Genomic DNA, 13,090 nt, shown 5'->3' with positions numbered 1-13,090 from the left:
TCAGACTCGCTCGTCGGGTCGGGTCGGCACGTCGTCCTCCGGGGTCGGGTCCGCACCATCGTGGCCGACCCCGGCGCTCGCCGCCAGGGCAGCGCCCGTGGGCACGGTGACCGCGGCGATCGCCGTCGTGATCGGGATCGCCAGCACCAGCCCGATGGACCCGACCAGCGTGCGCACGATCTCCTCGGCGATCTCCCCCGAGGTCAGCGTCATCATCGGGGTCTGGTCGAGCAGCCACACCGTCAGCAGCAGCGGCAGGGCCGCCCCGACGTAGGCGAACGCGATCGTGTAGACGGTCGAGGCGATGTGGTCGCGCCCGATGCGCATCGCCCGGGCGAAGAGCATCCGCCGCGGGGCCAGCGGGGCCAGCGCCCGCAGCTCCCACACGGCCGAGGCCTGCGTGATCGTCACGTCGTTGAGGACACCCATGCCGGCCAGCACCAGCCCGCACAGCGCGATGCCGCGCAGGTCCACCCCGGGCGCGATCGTCGGCAGGTTCTGCGCGATCTCCTCCGAGGCCCCGGTGATCTGCGCGGCACCCGTCGCCCACGCCCCGATCCCCGCGGTGAGCGCCAGCCCGGCCAGGGTGCCCAGCAGCGCCACGGTCGTCCGGGCCGTCAGGCCGTGCGCCAGGTAGAGGACGGCCAGCATCACCGCCGACGACGTCACCAGGGCCACGCCCATCGCGTTCTCGCCGGACAGCAGCGCCGGGAACGTGAACCCCACGAACACGGCGAACGCCACCGCCAGGCCGACCAGGGCCGCCAGGCCGCGCCAGCGGGCGACCAGCAGCACGACCAGCACGTACGCGACGGCGAGGATCCCCAGCGGCACCTCGCGCTCGTAGTCCATGAACACGTACGGCACGGGGGTCTCGGCGAAGTCGCCGATGTACAGCGCGATCACCGGGTCGCCGGGCTCGAGCTCGAACCGCGGCTCGGCCTGCATCCCGGACGTGCTGCCGTCGGCCAGGCGGATCTGGACGTTGCCGATCGTCGAGTCCTCGGAGGTCGGCCACGACGCGTCCCCGGCGGCCTCCCCCTCGAGCGGTCCGACGACGGTCGCCGACACGAGCTCGCTGCCCTCGACGACGACCGGCACCCGGTCCGGGACCCCGGCCGCGGCGGGCCACAGCTGCCACAGGCCGAGACCGGTGGCGACCAGCGCGGGCAGCACCAGGAGGGCGAGCACGATCCGGGTGCGCCAGGGCGCCGGCGGCACGGGCCCGCCGTGCCCGTGGCCGTGCCCGCCGTCGGGCAGGGTGGAGAGCTCCGTCGTGCGGGCGTGGCGGGCGCCTCGCCGGGAGCCGACGTCGGTCGTCACGGTGGCATGGTGTCATCCCGCGCCGCCCGGCCCGCGTCGCCCGCGCCGTAGACTCCGCGGGTGACCGCCCAGCCCGCTGCCCGCAGCGCCGGCACCGTCGCCGGAGTCGCCGCAGCCGTGGTGGGCGGGATCGCCGCCGCGTCCCAGTCCCGGGTGAACGGCACCCTCGCCGAGCACGTGGGCTCCGCGTTCGCCGCGGCGGTGATCTCGTTCGGCTCGGGCCTGCTGTGGCTGACGATCGCGGTCCTGTGCTGGCCCGCGGCGCGGACCGCCGTCGGGCACGTGCGCGGCGCCCTGCGCACCGGCGGGCTGCGCCCGTGGGAGGTGCTCGGGGGTCTGGGCGGCGGCTTCTACGTGGCGGCCCAGGGCCTGACCGTCTCCTCCCTCGGCGTCGCCCTGTTCATGGTCGCGATCGTGGCGGGGCAGTCGACGAGCTCGTTGGCGGTGGACCGGCTCGGCCTCGCGCCGGGCGGCGTCCGGCTGATCACGCTCGGTCGCGCCGTCGGCCCGGCCCTGACCGTCGTGGCCGTCGTCGTCGCCGTGTCCGGGTCCGTCGGACGGGTCGAGGACGTGCACCTCGCGGTGATCCCGCTGCTCGCCGGAGTGGTCCAGGCGTGGCAGCAGGCGATGAACGGACGGGTGCGGGCGGCGGCGGTCCCTGCACCGGCAGCCGGGCGGGCGCCGTCGTCGACGTTCCCGGGCGTGGCCGCGGCGACCTTCGTCAACTTCGGCGTCGGCACGGCGGCGCTGCTGGTGGCGCTCGCGGTGGCGACGCTGGTGAACGGGTGGCCCGACGGGGCGCTGCCGACACGGTGGCCGCTGGACCTGGTCCTCTACTCCGGCGGACTGCTCGGCATCGTCTTCATCGCCGTCCAGGCCGCCGTGGTGCACCGGATCGGCGTGCTGCTGCTGGGCCTGGGCCTCATCGCGGGCCAGATCGTCGGGGCGCTGCTGCTGGACCTGCTCGTCCCGGGCGCGACGCCACCCGGCCCGGCGATGTACCTCGGTGCGGCACTGACCCTGGTCGCCGTCGCCGTGCCGCTGGTCGAGTCGCGGCTGCGGCGTCGCTCCTGATCCACGCGCCGCCGTCGTCCCGTCCCCGGCACGGGTCGAGCGTCTCTGTTTCTCAGGAATCAACTGCTGATTCCTGAGAAACAGAGACGCTCGATGCGCCCGGGAGAGGGTCAGCCGTGGAAGCGGACCTGCCCCTGCGGGTTCAGCTCACGGTAGGTGTTCGGCTTCTGCTTGCCGACACCGGCCGCGTCGTCGATCTCCAGGACGTCGAAGCCCTGCTGGATGTCGTTCGAGAAGACGTACCCGTTGTAGTAGTACGCCGACCACGAGCCACCCAGGACCAGCCGCTCCGAGGACAGCGGGCCCCGGTCGAACCAGGCGATCTCCGTCGGGTTCGACGAGTCGGTGAAGTCGAACACCGAGATCCCGCCCTGGTACCAGGCCTGGACCATGATGTCCTTGTCCTTCACCGGGATCAGCGAGCCGTTGTGGGCCACGCAGTTCTCGGTGTTCGTGTTCGTCCGCGGGATCTTGTAGTAGCTGCGGAACTCCAGCTCGCCGTCGACGACGTCGTAGATCCCGTTGGCGCCCCGCTCGGAGCCGACGGTCTCGTTGCAGGTCGCGGCGCCGCCGCCGCCGAGCTCGTCGGTGAACACCACCTTCGTGCCGTCGTTGTTGAACGTCGCCGAGTGCCAGAAGGCGAAGTTCTCGGTGTCACGGACGGTGGAGATCACCTCGGGGTTGGCCCGGTCGGAGATGTCCATGAGGATGCCGTCGCCCATGCACGCACCGGCCGCGAGGTCTAGCTTCACGTAGGTGGTGATGTCGTGGCAGCCGGAGGTGTTCGTGTAGCCACCCTCCGGGAAGAGCACCGGCGTGGAGACGACCGCGGCCTCGGCCGGAGCCTTCGTCGGGATCTCGACCACGGAGATCTTGTCGTGCGGCGGCTGGCAGTCCGACAGCAGCGGGTGCGGCGAGTACGACGACACGTAGACGTACAGCGTCTGGCCGTTCTTGCTCGGCGCCAGGGAGTTCGTGTGCGAGCCGCACTGCGTCTCGACGGCGGCGACGTACTCCGGCTCGGTCGGCTCGGAGATGTCGAAGACCTTCAGGCCCTCCCAGTAGTCGACGCCGACCGGGTAGATCGACTCGCTCTCGCAGGAGTCGTCGGTGCGCCACGAGTCCGTGGACAGCACGAGGATGTCGCCGTAGACGGAGACGTCGTTCTGCGACCCCGGGCAGACGACCTGCGCGGCCTGCGTCGGGCTCTCCGGGTCGGAGATGTCGTAGACGGTGAACCCGTTGTAGTTCCCCGCGAACGCGTAGTCGCCCTGGAAGGCGAGGTCGGAGCTGTAGGAGTTCTCGGCGGCGAACGCCCCGTTCTTCGGGATGTTCGCCAGCAGCTCCATGTTCAGCGCGTCCGTGGTGCCCGGCTCCGTGAGCCCGTCCGGTGTCGCGGAGTCGTCCAGAGCGACGATGCTCTGGGCGGGCAGCTCGCTGCCGTCGTCGGGCGCGTCGCCACCGGGTTCGGCGAATCCGGGGGCGGCGACGGCGAACGAACCGACGGCGAGGGCGCTGGTGAGCGCTCCGGCCGCCAGGGCTCGACGTCGCTGTCTCGTGGTCAGATGACGCACAGGCGTCACACCTCCTTGGTAGGGTCCCCCTACTTTCACCCGGTGTGACGCCCGTCACCAGGGAATGTGCAGAGATTTAACCGGATGGTGACAGTGGACGTACAGGGAGCACCCAGGGCTCGACGGCGCCGGCTCCGGCGCGCGACGGGGACGGCCGTCGTGCTGGTCGCCGCCGCGACGGCGGCCGCCTGCACCGGCGGCGGGTCGCCGGCCACGACCGAGGCGGCCGCGACGCCGGAGAGCGTCGTGGTCCAGCCCGGCCGGCCCGGCGAGGAGAACGCCACCGTCGCACCGGAGGACGTCGCACCTCCGCGGGCCGACGACGAGTGGAACCGGGCCGACGCCACCTTCATCAGCGACATGATCGTGCACCACGCCCAGGCGCTGGAGATGTCCGAGCTGGCGCCGGACCGGGCCGAGGACCCCGGCGTCCTGGCGCTCGCCGCGCGGATCTACGACGTCCAGGGCGCCGAGATCCACGGTATGGCGGGCTGGCTGCAGGGGCACGACCTGCCCGTGCCCGTCGAGCTCGAGGACGGCGACGGCAGCGGCCCGCGGGCGCCGGTCGACGACGCCCACGACCACGACCCCGAGGACATGCCGGGCATGCTCAGCGACGCCCAGATGGCCGAGCTCGAGGCGGCGTCCGGCACCACCTTCGACCGGCTCTACCTGGAGGGCATGATCCAGCACCACCAGGGTGCGGTGACCATGTCCACCGAGCTGGCCGTCGACGGGATCAACTTCCGCACCCAGGAGCTGGCCAACGACATCGGCGCGGGCCAGCTCGCGGAGATCGGGCGCATGCAGGACATGCTCGACGACCTCTGATCGGGCGACGGCCTGACCCCCACCGCGCCGGTCGAGCGTCTCTGTTTCTCAGGACTCAGCGGCTGAGTCCTGAGAAACAGAGACGCTCGACCGCACCCGCCGGAGAGCTCTGGCGCGCCGGGAGCCCGGTCAGGGGGCCGTGACGAAGATGTCGAGCAGTTCCGGGTGGTGGCCGTGCACGAGCACGGCGAACACGACGGCGTCGAACAGCAGGTGCACGGTGACGACGTACGGCAGCGACTTGTACCGGGCGAAGATCCAGCCCTGGACGAGCGCGAACGGGATCGTCAGCAACGGACCCCACTCGCGGTAGCCGAGCTCCCACAGGAACGACACGAAGACCATGGCCTGCAGGACGTTGGCCGCCTGCAGCGGGAAGTGCCGCCGCAGCAGGGCGAACACGGTGCAGATGAAGAACAGCTCGTCCCAGATGCCGACCGCGTTGACACCCACGAACAGCCGCGCGATGTCGCTGTCGCCCTCGAGCGGCGGCCAGTTGAGGTAGGCGCCCGAGCCGAGGAAGTACCAGGGCAGCACGAGGTAGCCGACCACGACCACCACGACGAGGTACAGCCACTGGCCGCGGGTCCACCGGCGTCCGGTGAACGCCGGGAACCGCACCGCCCCCGCGCCGTCGTCGTCCCGGAACCAGTACTTCGACAGCGCCCAGGGCACCAGCACGGCCAGCGAGAGCGCCACCGTGAACCGCGCCATGCCGGCGTTCGACAGGTCGGCCTTCAGCGAGATCGACGAGACGATCGCCATGCCGAGCGCGATGAGGCCGAGGTCGCGGCCGAGCACGCGGTCGACGAGGAGTCCGAGCACGACGCCGGCGACGAGCGGCACGTAGCCGAGCGGACGCACGTGCACGGCGAAAAGCAGGATCGCCGCCCCGCACACGAGCACGGCTGCGCTGTAGCGTGCGAGGGTGACGGCCATCCCCGCACCCTAGCGGCGCAGCGCCGTCAGCGACCGGGGTGGGCCTCGCCGAGCTCGACGAACACGGCCCGGTTCAGGCGGAACGCCTCGCGGGCCTCGCCGACGGCGACGTCGATCTCGTCGGGGGTCAGCGCCAGGGCGTCGAGGCGTTCGCGGTACAGGTCCTTGAAGGGCTTCAGCCTGGAGATCTCGGGGAAGTCGTAAAACTCCAGCCCCGCCGATCCCATGCCGTAGTGACGCTGCATCATGCGCTGCACGATCTGTCCGCCGGACAGGTCGCCGAGGTAGCGCGTGTACGCATGGGCGGCATACTGCGGCAGGCGGGTCCCGACGTCGTGCAGCCGCTCGACGTACGTCCGGGTGGCCGGCAGCGTGCGGACGCGCTCGCGCCAGTCCGGCCCGTAGAGGTGGGCCAGGTCGCGCTCGATCGCCGGGACCCGGGTCAGCTCGTCGAAGACCAGCGCCTCCCCGCGCGCGTCGTGCCGCACGGCCTCGCTCGCCTGCTCCAGTGCCGTGTAGACGGCGTGCTGCTGAGCGGCCAGGTCGGCGTAGGCGGCGACGTCGAGGCTGCCGCTCATGAGGCGGGCGACGAACCCCTCGTTCTCGGCCTGCTCGTGCTCCCGGCGCGTGCCGTCACGCAGCAGGACGGAGAGGGTGCCCTCGGGGGCGACGACGGGCATGGGACCTCCACGGATGTTCATGACGAAGCGTCAGGTCGTCTCCCACGATATCAGCGGGATGAGGCATGCCTCACCTCATCCCCGGAGCCGAGCCGCGCACCGCAGGAGGTGGTGCCGTTCCGCCAGCGTGGCCGCCTCGGCGGCGGCCCGCACGTACAGCTCCGACGCCTCCTGGACGTCGCCGGCGCGCTCGCGCAGGTACGCCGCGGCGGCGGTCCGCCGGGGCACCCGGTCGAGCACTGCCTCCAGCGCCCGCAGTCCCGCGAGCGCCCCGTCGACGTGCCCGACGGCGATCGCCCGGTTGAGCCGCACGACCGGGGAGTCGGCGAGCGCCACCAGCTCGTCGTACCACTCGAGGATCTGGACCCAGTCCGTCTCCTCGGCCCGCGGGGCGTCGTCGTGCAGTGCCGCGATCGCCGCCTGGACCTGGTACTCCCCCAGCCGGTCGTCGGCGAGCGCGGCCTGCAGGACCTGCACACCCTCGGCGATCGCCGCGGTGTCCCACCGCGACCGGTCCTGCTCGGCGAGCGGCACGAGCTCACCGCGCGCCGTCCAGCGGGCGGCCCGACGCGCATCGGTCAGGAGCATGAGGGCGAGCAGCCCGGCGACCTCCGTGTCGGCCGTGGCGACGGCGAGCTGCCGAGTCAGGCGGATCGCCTCCCGCGCCAGGTCCACCTCGCCCGTGTGCCCCTCGGTGAACATCACGTACAGCACCCGGAGCACGTTCCGTACATCACCCGGGCGGTCGAAGGACCGGCCGGACAGCGTGCGCTTCGCCCGGCTGATGCGCTGGGCCATCGTCGCCTCCGGCACCATGTACGCCCGGGCGACCTGCGCCGTCGTCAGCCCGCCCACGGCGCGCAGCGTCAGGGCCACGGCCGACGCCGGACTGAGCGACTCGTGGCAGCAGCGGCTCAGCAGCAGCAACGTGTCGTCGGTCTGCTCGGTGGGACCCGGGTCCGGCGTGGCGTGGACCTGCTCCTCCCGGCGACGGCGCGCCGTCTCCGAGCGCCGCGCGTCGAGGAACCGGCGCCAGGCCACGGTGACCAGCCATCCCTGCGGCTCGTCGGGGACCCCGTCCGGCCAGCGTCGGGAGGCCTCGAGCAGCGCCTCCTGCACGCAGTCCTCGGCCGTGGCGAAGTCGGCCCCGCGGCGCACGAGCACGCCGAGCACCCGCGGGCCGAGCTCGGCCAGGAGCTCGGCCACGCGGGCCTCCGGTGCCGTGGCACCTCCGGGCGGCACCGTCATCCGTCCGCGGGAGGAGCGTCCGTCATGAACGGGCGCACCTCGATCCACTCCTCGAGGGGCTTGCCACCCTGCCCCGGCGCCGAGGACAGGAACGCCGCCGCCTCGTGGGCCCGCTCGGTCGACTCGACGTCGATGATCATCCAGCCGGCGACGACGTCCTTCGTCTCGGCGAACGGACCGTCGGTCACCGGCGGACGCCCCTCGCCGTCGTACCGCACGAACGTGCCCTCGGGGGACAGCGCCTGGGCGTCGACGAACTCGCCGCGCTCGGTGAGCACGTCGGCGACGTGCTGCATGAACGCGATGTGGTCGGAGACCTCCTGGGGCGTCCAGCGGTCCATCGGCTCGCGGGCGTTCGGACGCTGCTCCGGGCCGCCGCGGTAGTGCTTGAGCAGCAGGTACTTGGCCATGGTCGTCTCTCCTTCGTCTCGAGGTCGCCGATCGGGCCTTCTCCGATCGTGCCGACACCCCGGGGACGGAGCCACCCGGCGGTTCTCGACATCCGGCCGGTGCGTGTCCCCGGGGCGGCCTAGGCTCGCCGGTGACGACGAGGAGGTCGACGTGGACGAGGACGAGGTCAGGGCCACCCTGCACCGCTACCTGCGCGACGCCCGCGAGGCGCTGCTGTGGAAGACGGAGGGGCTGTCCGAGCGCGCGCTGCGCACGCCCCGGACCAGCACGGGCACGAACCTGCTCGGTCTGGTCAAGCACGCCGCGAGCGTGGAGATCGGGTACTTCGGCGAGACGTTCGGGCGCGACTGGCCGACGCCGGAGGAGACCCCCTGGATCGCGCGGCTCGACGAGGACCCGAACGCCGACTTCTACGCCGAGGCCGACGAGACCGCCGACGGCCTGCGCGACCTGTACCGCCGGGTCGCCGAGTTCGCGGACGAGACCATCGAGTCGCTGCCGCTCCGGGCACCCGGCCGCGTGCCGTGGTGGGGCGACCGCGGCGAGGTCACGCTGCACCGCGTCCTGGTGCACGTGCTGGCCGACCTGGAGCGTCACGCCGGCCACGCGGACATCCTGCGCGAGGAGATCGACGGCGAGGTCGGGCTCCAGCCGAGCGCCACCAACATCTGGCCGACGGACTGGGACGCCTACGTCGACCGGCTGCGGGGCATCGCGGACCGGTTCCCCGGGCCGGACGAGGAGGACCGGACATGACAACCCCTACGACGGCGTCCGACGGATACCCGCGCATCCGCCAGGTCGTCCTCGACACCACGGACGCGCGCACCCTGGCGGAGTTCTACCGCCGCATGTTCGGACTGCGCTACCGTCCCGGCGACGACCCTCCGGACGACGGCGAGGCCGACCCCCGGGGTGCCGACTGGCTCGTCCTGGGCGGCACGGGGGGTTTCAGCCTCGCGTTCCAGCAGGTCGACACCGTCGCACCACCGACCTGGCCGGACCCGGCCGTGCCTCAGCAGCTCCACCTGGACACCACGGTCCCCGACGTCGCCACGCTCGACCGGCAGCACGACCGGGCCCTCGCCCTCGGGGCACGGCTGCTGTTCGACCGGTCGGACGACCCGCAGGAACCGTTGCGCGTCTACGCCGACCCGCACGGGCACCCCTTCTGCATGTTCGTGGCCTGACGCACGGGACAATGGGGCCGTGCAGTGCCCCCACTACGACGCCGGCCGGTGCCGCTCGTGCACCCTGATCGAGATCGCGCGCCCCGAGCAGGTCCGCGACAAGCAGGCGCACGTGGCCGAGTTGCTCGCGGACCACGACGACGTCTCGTGGCTGCCGGCCGTCGTCGGCCCCGAGAGCGGCTTCCGCAACAAGGCGAAGATGGTGGTCACCGGCACGGTCGAGGAGCCGGTGCTGGGGATCGTCGGGCCGCCCGGACCCTTCGCGGGCCAGAGCGTCGACCTGACCGACTGCGGCCTGTACCCGCCCGCGCTGCAGGCCGCCTTCGGCCCGCTCGCCGAGCTGGTCACCCGCGCTCGTCTGCAGCCCTACGACCTGTCACCCGCTCCCGCCGGCAGCCGCCGCAAGGTCACGCAGCGCGACGCCGCCCGGCGCGGCGAGCTCAAGCATGTGCTGGTCACGCTCTCCCCCGACGGCGAGCTCATGGTCCGGCTCGTGCTGCGCTCCACCGAGGCCGTGGCCCGGATCCGCAAGCACCTGCCGTGGCTGCACGAACGGCTGCCCGGGCTGGCAGTGCTGAGCGTGAACGTCCAGCCGGCACACGCCGCCGTGCTCGAGGGCGAGCAGGAGATCGTGCTCACCGAGCGCGCCACCCTGCCCATGCGGCTGGACGGGGTCACGCTGCACCTGCGTCCGCAGAGCTTCTTCCAGACCAACACCGGGGTCGCGGAGGCCCTGTACCGCCAGGCACGGCGGTGGATCGACGAGATCGACCCGGCCACGCTGTGGGACCTCTACTGCGGCGTCGGCGGATTCGCACTGCACGCCGCCGCACCGGGCCGGTCGGTCACCGGGATCGAGATCTCCGCCGAGGCGGTCGCGTCGGCGACCACGACGGCGGCCGAGCTGGCCACGTTGCCGCCCGACGCCGTCGTCGGCTCCCGGGACGCGGACTGGTGGCGTCGCGCCATGGCGGACGTCCGGTTCGCCGCCGGGGACGCGACCGGCTTCGCGCTCGGCAGCGGGGACGACCCCGAGCTGGTCGTGGTCAACCCGCCCCGGCGGGGCATCGGCACGGACCTGGCCCGCCGGCTCGAGGCGTCCGCGGTGCAGCACGTGCTCTACTCGAGCTGCCGTGCGAGCACGCTCGCCCGCGACCTGGCCGACATGCCGTCGCTGCGACCCCGGCGTGCGGTACTCCTGGACATGTTCCCGCAGACGAGCCACTACGAGGTGCTGGTGTTGCTGTCCCGCGAGTGACGGGCGCGCTCAGCGCTCGTCGACGGCGTCGAGCCACGCCTCCGGCGTCGTCCCCTCCGGCGCGCTGACCTGCACGGTCACGCTGCCCGGCGACCCGCCCGGGGTCCACACGCGCCACACGCCGTCCGCGGTCTGCTCGATACGGACGTTGCCGCGCGCGGCCTCGACGGCCACGACCTCGACCCCAGGGCTCAGCACGACCCGGAACTCTCCTCGCTCCTCGAGGTCGAGCCCGACGGTGGTCGTGACCGGCTCGGGGGTCGGCTCGGGGGTCGGCTCGGGCTCCGGGGCCGGGTGCTCCGGCGTCGGCTCCGGTTCCGGGGACGGCGCGGGCCCCGGGCCGGGCGGGGGCTCCGGCGAGGGGTCCGCCGGCGGCTCCGGGACGACGGCGGGCCCCGGGGCCGGGGGCTCGGGGGTCGGCTCCGGCGTCGGTTCCGGCGTCGGCTCCGGTTCCGGGGACGGCGCGGGCTCCGCAGAAGGCTCCGGGGACGGCCCCGTGGTATCCCGCGGGGTCGGGGCCGGCGAGGGCCGCTCCATCACCACCGGAGCGGTGGGCGGCGCCTCCTGCGGCGCGTCACCCCCGACGAGGGCGCCGGCCGCGACCGCGACGGCGGCGACCCCGACGCCGGCCGCGACGGCCACCGGGCGCCCGACCAGCCGGCGCGCACCCTGCACGAGCCACTCCCCGGCGGCGACGAGGGCGGTGCCGAACGGCCCCAGCCAGACGAGCGCGCCGTGGGACGCCGCCGCACCGGACGCGCCGACGACGACCGGTACCGACATCCCCGAGACGGCGGCCCCGCTGAGCAGCACCGGCGCCACGTCCCGCAGCGCCCAGGAGGACTCCCGGACGTCGATGAAGGCGCGCAGGCACCCGGTGCAGCCGAACAGGTGGTCCTCGAGCAGCTGCCGCCGGCCGCCGCCGAGACGGTGCTGGACGTAGGCGTGCAGGTCGCGCCGGGTCTCGACGCACGCCCGCCGCGGTCCGCCGCGGGCGTGGGCGGCGGACAGGGCCCGGCCGAGCTGGTCCTCGGCCTGCCGCAGCCGACGCGCCGCCGACTTCACGTGCACACCGAGCTCGCGCGCCACGACCTCGATCCGCCGGCCCAGGACGTGCAGGTCCCAGAGCAGCTGCTGGTCGTCGTGGGACAGCGTGGCCAGGGCGGTCCGCACGACGTCCGGGTCGACCGTCCCCTCGGCGCCCGGCCCGTCGTCGTGGCCCCGGGCAGCGGCCGCGGCACGCATCTGCCGCGCGACGTCGTCGGCGCCCGACGACCCGGAGGCGTCCTGCCTCGCCCTCACGCGTTCCCTCTCCCCTGCCGGTCCACCGGCCTGCCACGGCGGGCTCCGCCCGCGCCGGGGACATGATGGCAGCGGTGCACCCGGTGCTGGCAAGTCCGTGCGCAGGAAACCTGCGACGGGTTCCGGTTGACTGAGCGGGTGCGCACCATCGATCGTCTCCGCCCCTGGGAGCGGCTTCGTGACTGGTCGGCGTCGGCCGCGAACCAGACCGACCTGCTGCAGCTGGTCAAGGCCGTCGTCGCGGCCATGATCGCCTGGGCCGTGGCCGGGTTCGCCCTGGGCCTGGAGCAGTCGTTCCTCGCCCCCTGGGTAGCCCTGCTGACGATGCACGAGACGGTGCACCGCACGCTGTGGCGCGGCGCGCAGACGGTCCTCGCCGTCGCGGCCGGGATCCTCGTCTCGCTGGTCGTCGTGACGTTCTTCGAGGCGACCGTGTGGTCGTTCGGCCTCGCGCTGCTCGTGGGGCTCCTGATCGGGCGTCTGCCCGGTCTGCGGACCGAGGGACTCACCGTCGCGACCACCGTCCTGTTCGTCGTCACCACCGGCTACGACCTGTCGGAGCAGCGCGCGATCGAGCTGCTCCCCGACCGGTTGCTGGACACGGCCGTCGGCGTGGGCGTGGCGCTGCTGGTCAACCTGGTCGCGTTCCCGCCGCTGAACGACCGCAGCGCGCAGCGGCAGATCGACGACGTCGACGAACGACTCGGCGAGCTGCTGGGCGACATGGCCACGGAGATGCGCCGGCCCTGGGACTCACAGTCCGAGGACGACTGGATCGAACGCACCCGGTCGATCCAGCGCGACCTCGACCACGCCTGGTCGCTCGTCCGGACGGCCCGCGAGGCCGGCCGGTGGAACCCGCGCCGACGGCGGCACCCCGGCGCCGCGCTGGCCACCTACCCCGAGGTGCTCCTGCGGCTCGAGGAGGGCGTGGCGCAGACCCAGGCCGTCGCCCGCCACGTCCGCGACGCGGGCCAGGAGGCCTCGGAGTGGGACCCGCGCTTCCGGGACCGGTACCTCGACCTGCTCGAGGAGGTCGGCCGCCGGGTCGCGGACCCGGACCAGGACGTCGCACCCCTGCGCCAGGATGTCGGCCGGCTCGCCGAGGACCTGTCCGACGAGGACCTGTCCGGCCGGTACTGGCCGTTGTACGGGGCGCTCATCGCGAACCTGCGGGCCATCATCGACATCGTCGACGACGTCGCCACCGCCCGGCCCGTGCGGACCTGAGCCCACCGGGCCGGGCGGAGGACGTCGGGC

General features: G+C 73.3%; 13 protein-coding genes. 6 read left to right on the top strand and 7 right to left on the bottom strand.

Annotation, left to right across the window (positions count from 1 at the left end; translation table 11 throughout):
- On the bottom strand, positions 1 to 1,323 hold the full coding sequence (locus tag V5O49_RS09985; RefSeq protein WP_332902092.1) for a YibE/F family protein: 1,323 nt from the start codon (positions 1,321 to 1,323) through the stop codon (positions 1 to 3).
- A 60-nt stretch (positions 1,324 to 1,383) separates the two neighbouring features.
- Here V5O49_RS09985 and V5O49_RS09980 point away from each other — a divergent pair, with 60 nt between their 5' ends.
- Positions 1,384 to 2,397, top strand: a complete 1,014-nt coding sequence (locus V5O49_RS09980; RefSeq protein WP_332902091.1) for a DMT family transporter — start codon at positions 1,384 to 1,386, stop codon at positions 2,395 to 2,397.
- 110 nt (positions 2,398 to 2,507) lie between these two features.
- On the opposite strand, the gene V5O49_RS09975 is transcribed toward V5O49_RS09980, so the two are convergent.
- Positions 2,508 to 3,971 (bottom strand): LVIVD repeat-containing protein, encoded by a 1,464-nt coding sequence (locus tag V5O49_RS09975; protein ID WP_332902090.1) that lies wholly within the window; start codon positions 3,969 to 3,971, stop codon positions 2,508 to 2,510.
- Positions 3,972 to 4,130: 159 nt separating this feature from the next.
- Between V5O49_RS09975 and V5O49_RS09970 the strand changes: the two genes are divergently transcribed.
- The gene (locus tag V5O49_RS09970; RefSeq protein WP_278235675.1) at positions 4,131 to 4,802 is read left to right on the top strand and encodes a DUF305 domain-containing protein; all 672 of its coding nucleotides are present in this window, start codon (positions 4,131 to 4,133) and stop codon (positions 4,800 to 4,802) included.
- A gap of 129 nt (positions 4,803 to 4,931) precedes the next feature.
- Here V5O49_RS09970 and V5O49_RS09965 read toward each other — a convergent pair whose 3' ends face one another.
- The 4 genes from V5O49_RS09965 to V5O49_RS09950 form a co-directional block, all read right to left on the bottom strand.
- On the bottom strand, positions 4,932 to 5,741 hold the full coding sequence (locus V5O49_RS09965; RefSeq protein WP_278235676.1) for a CPBP family glutamic-type intramembrane protease: 810 nt from the start codon (positions 5,739 to 5,741) through the stop codon (positions 4,932 to 4,934).
- Positions 5,742 to 5,767: 26 nt separating this feature from the next.
- Entirely contained in the window at positions 5,768 to 6,421 is a 654-nt protein-coding gene (locus V5O49_RS09960; RefSeq protein WP_332902089.1) for a biliverdin-producing heme oxygenase, read from the bottom strand.
- 75 nt (positions 6,422 to 6,496) lie between these two features.
- On the bottom strand, positions 6,497 to 7,669 hold the full coding sequence (locus V5O49_RS09955) for an RNA polymerase sigma factor (protein WP_332902088.1): 1,173 nt from the start codon (positions 7,667 to 7,669) through the stop codon (positions 6,497 to 6,499).
- The gene (locus V5O49_RS09950; protein WP_332902087.1) at positions 7,666 to 8,079 is read right to left on the bottom strand and encodes a YciI family protein; all 414 of its coding nucleotides are present in this window, start codon (positions 8,077 to 8,079) and stop codon (positions 7,666 to 7,668) included. Before V5O49_RS09950 ends, V5O49_RS09955 begins: the two co-directional genes overlap by 4 nt.
- 151 nt (positions 8,080 to 8,230) lie before the next feature.
- Here V5O49_RS09950 and V5O49_RS09945 point away from each other — a divergent pair, with 151 nt between their 5' ends.
- From V5O49_RS09945 to rlmC, 3 genes are read left to right on the top strand one after another with little or no spacing between them, the layout of a single operon-like run.
- A complete protein-coding gene (locus V5O49_RS09945) occupies positions 8,231 to 8,836 on the top strand; it encodes a DinB family protein (protein WP_332902086.1) in 606 nt (201 codons plus the stop codon).
- The gene (locus V5O49_RS09940; protein ID WP_332902085.1) at positions 8,833 to 9,270 is read left to right on the top strand and encodes a VOC family protein; all 438 of its coding nucleotides are present in this window, start codon (positions 8,833 to 8,835) and stop codon (positions 9,268 to 9,270) included. The genes V5O49_RS09945 and V5O49_RS09940 overlap by 4 nt, the downstream gene beginning before the upstream one ends.
- 19 nt (positions 9,271 to 9,289) lie before the next feature.
- Positions 9,290 to 10,528, top strand: a complete 1,239-nt coding sequence (gene rlmC / locus V5O49_RS09935; RefSeq protein ID WP_332902084.1) for a 23S rRNA (uracil(747)-C(5))-methyltransferase RlmC — start codon at positions 9,290 to 9,292, stop codon at positions 10,526 to 10,528.
- A gap of 9 nt (positions 10,529 to 10,537) precedes the next feature.
- Here the strand turns inward: rlmC and V5O49_RS09930 are convergent, their stop codons facing one another.
- Complete coding sequence (locus tag V5O49_RS09930; protein WP_332902083.1) at positions 10,538 to 11,830, bottom strand: zf-HC2 domain-containing protein; 1,293 nt, start codon at positions 11,828 to 11,830, stop codon at positions 10,538 to 10,540.
- A gap of 138 nt (positions 11,831 to 11,968) precedes the next feature.
- Here V5O49_RS09930 and V5O49_RS09925 point away from each other — a divergent pair, with 138 nt between their 5' ends.
- Positions 11,969 to 13,060 carry an FUSC family protein gene (locus V5O49_RS09925; RefSeq protein ID WP_332902082.1) on the top strand — a complete coding sequence of 364 codons (1,092 nt, stop codon included), beginning with the start codon at positions 11,969 to 11,971 and terminating at the stop codon, positions 13,058 to 13,060.
- Positions 13,061 to 13,090 lie beyond the last annotated feature (30 nt).

Source organism: Isoptericola haloaureus (assembly GCF_036689775.1).
Classification (GTDB): domain Bacteria; phylum Actinomycetota; class Actinomycetes; order Actinomycetales; family Cellulomonadaceae; genus Isoptericola; species Isoptericola haloaureus.
This window is presented reverse-complemented; position numbering and strand designations above follow the sequence as displayed.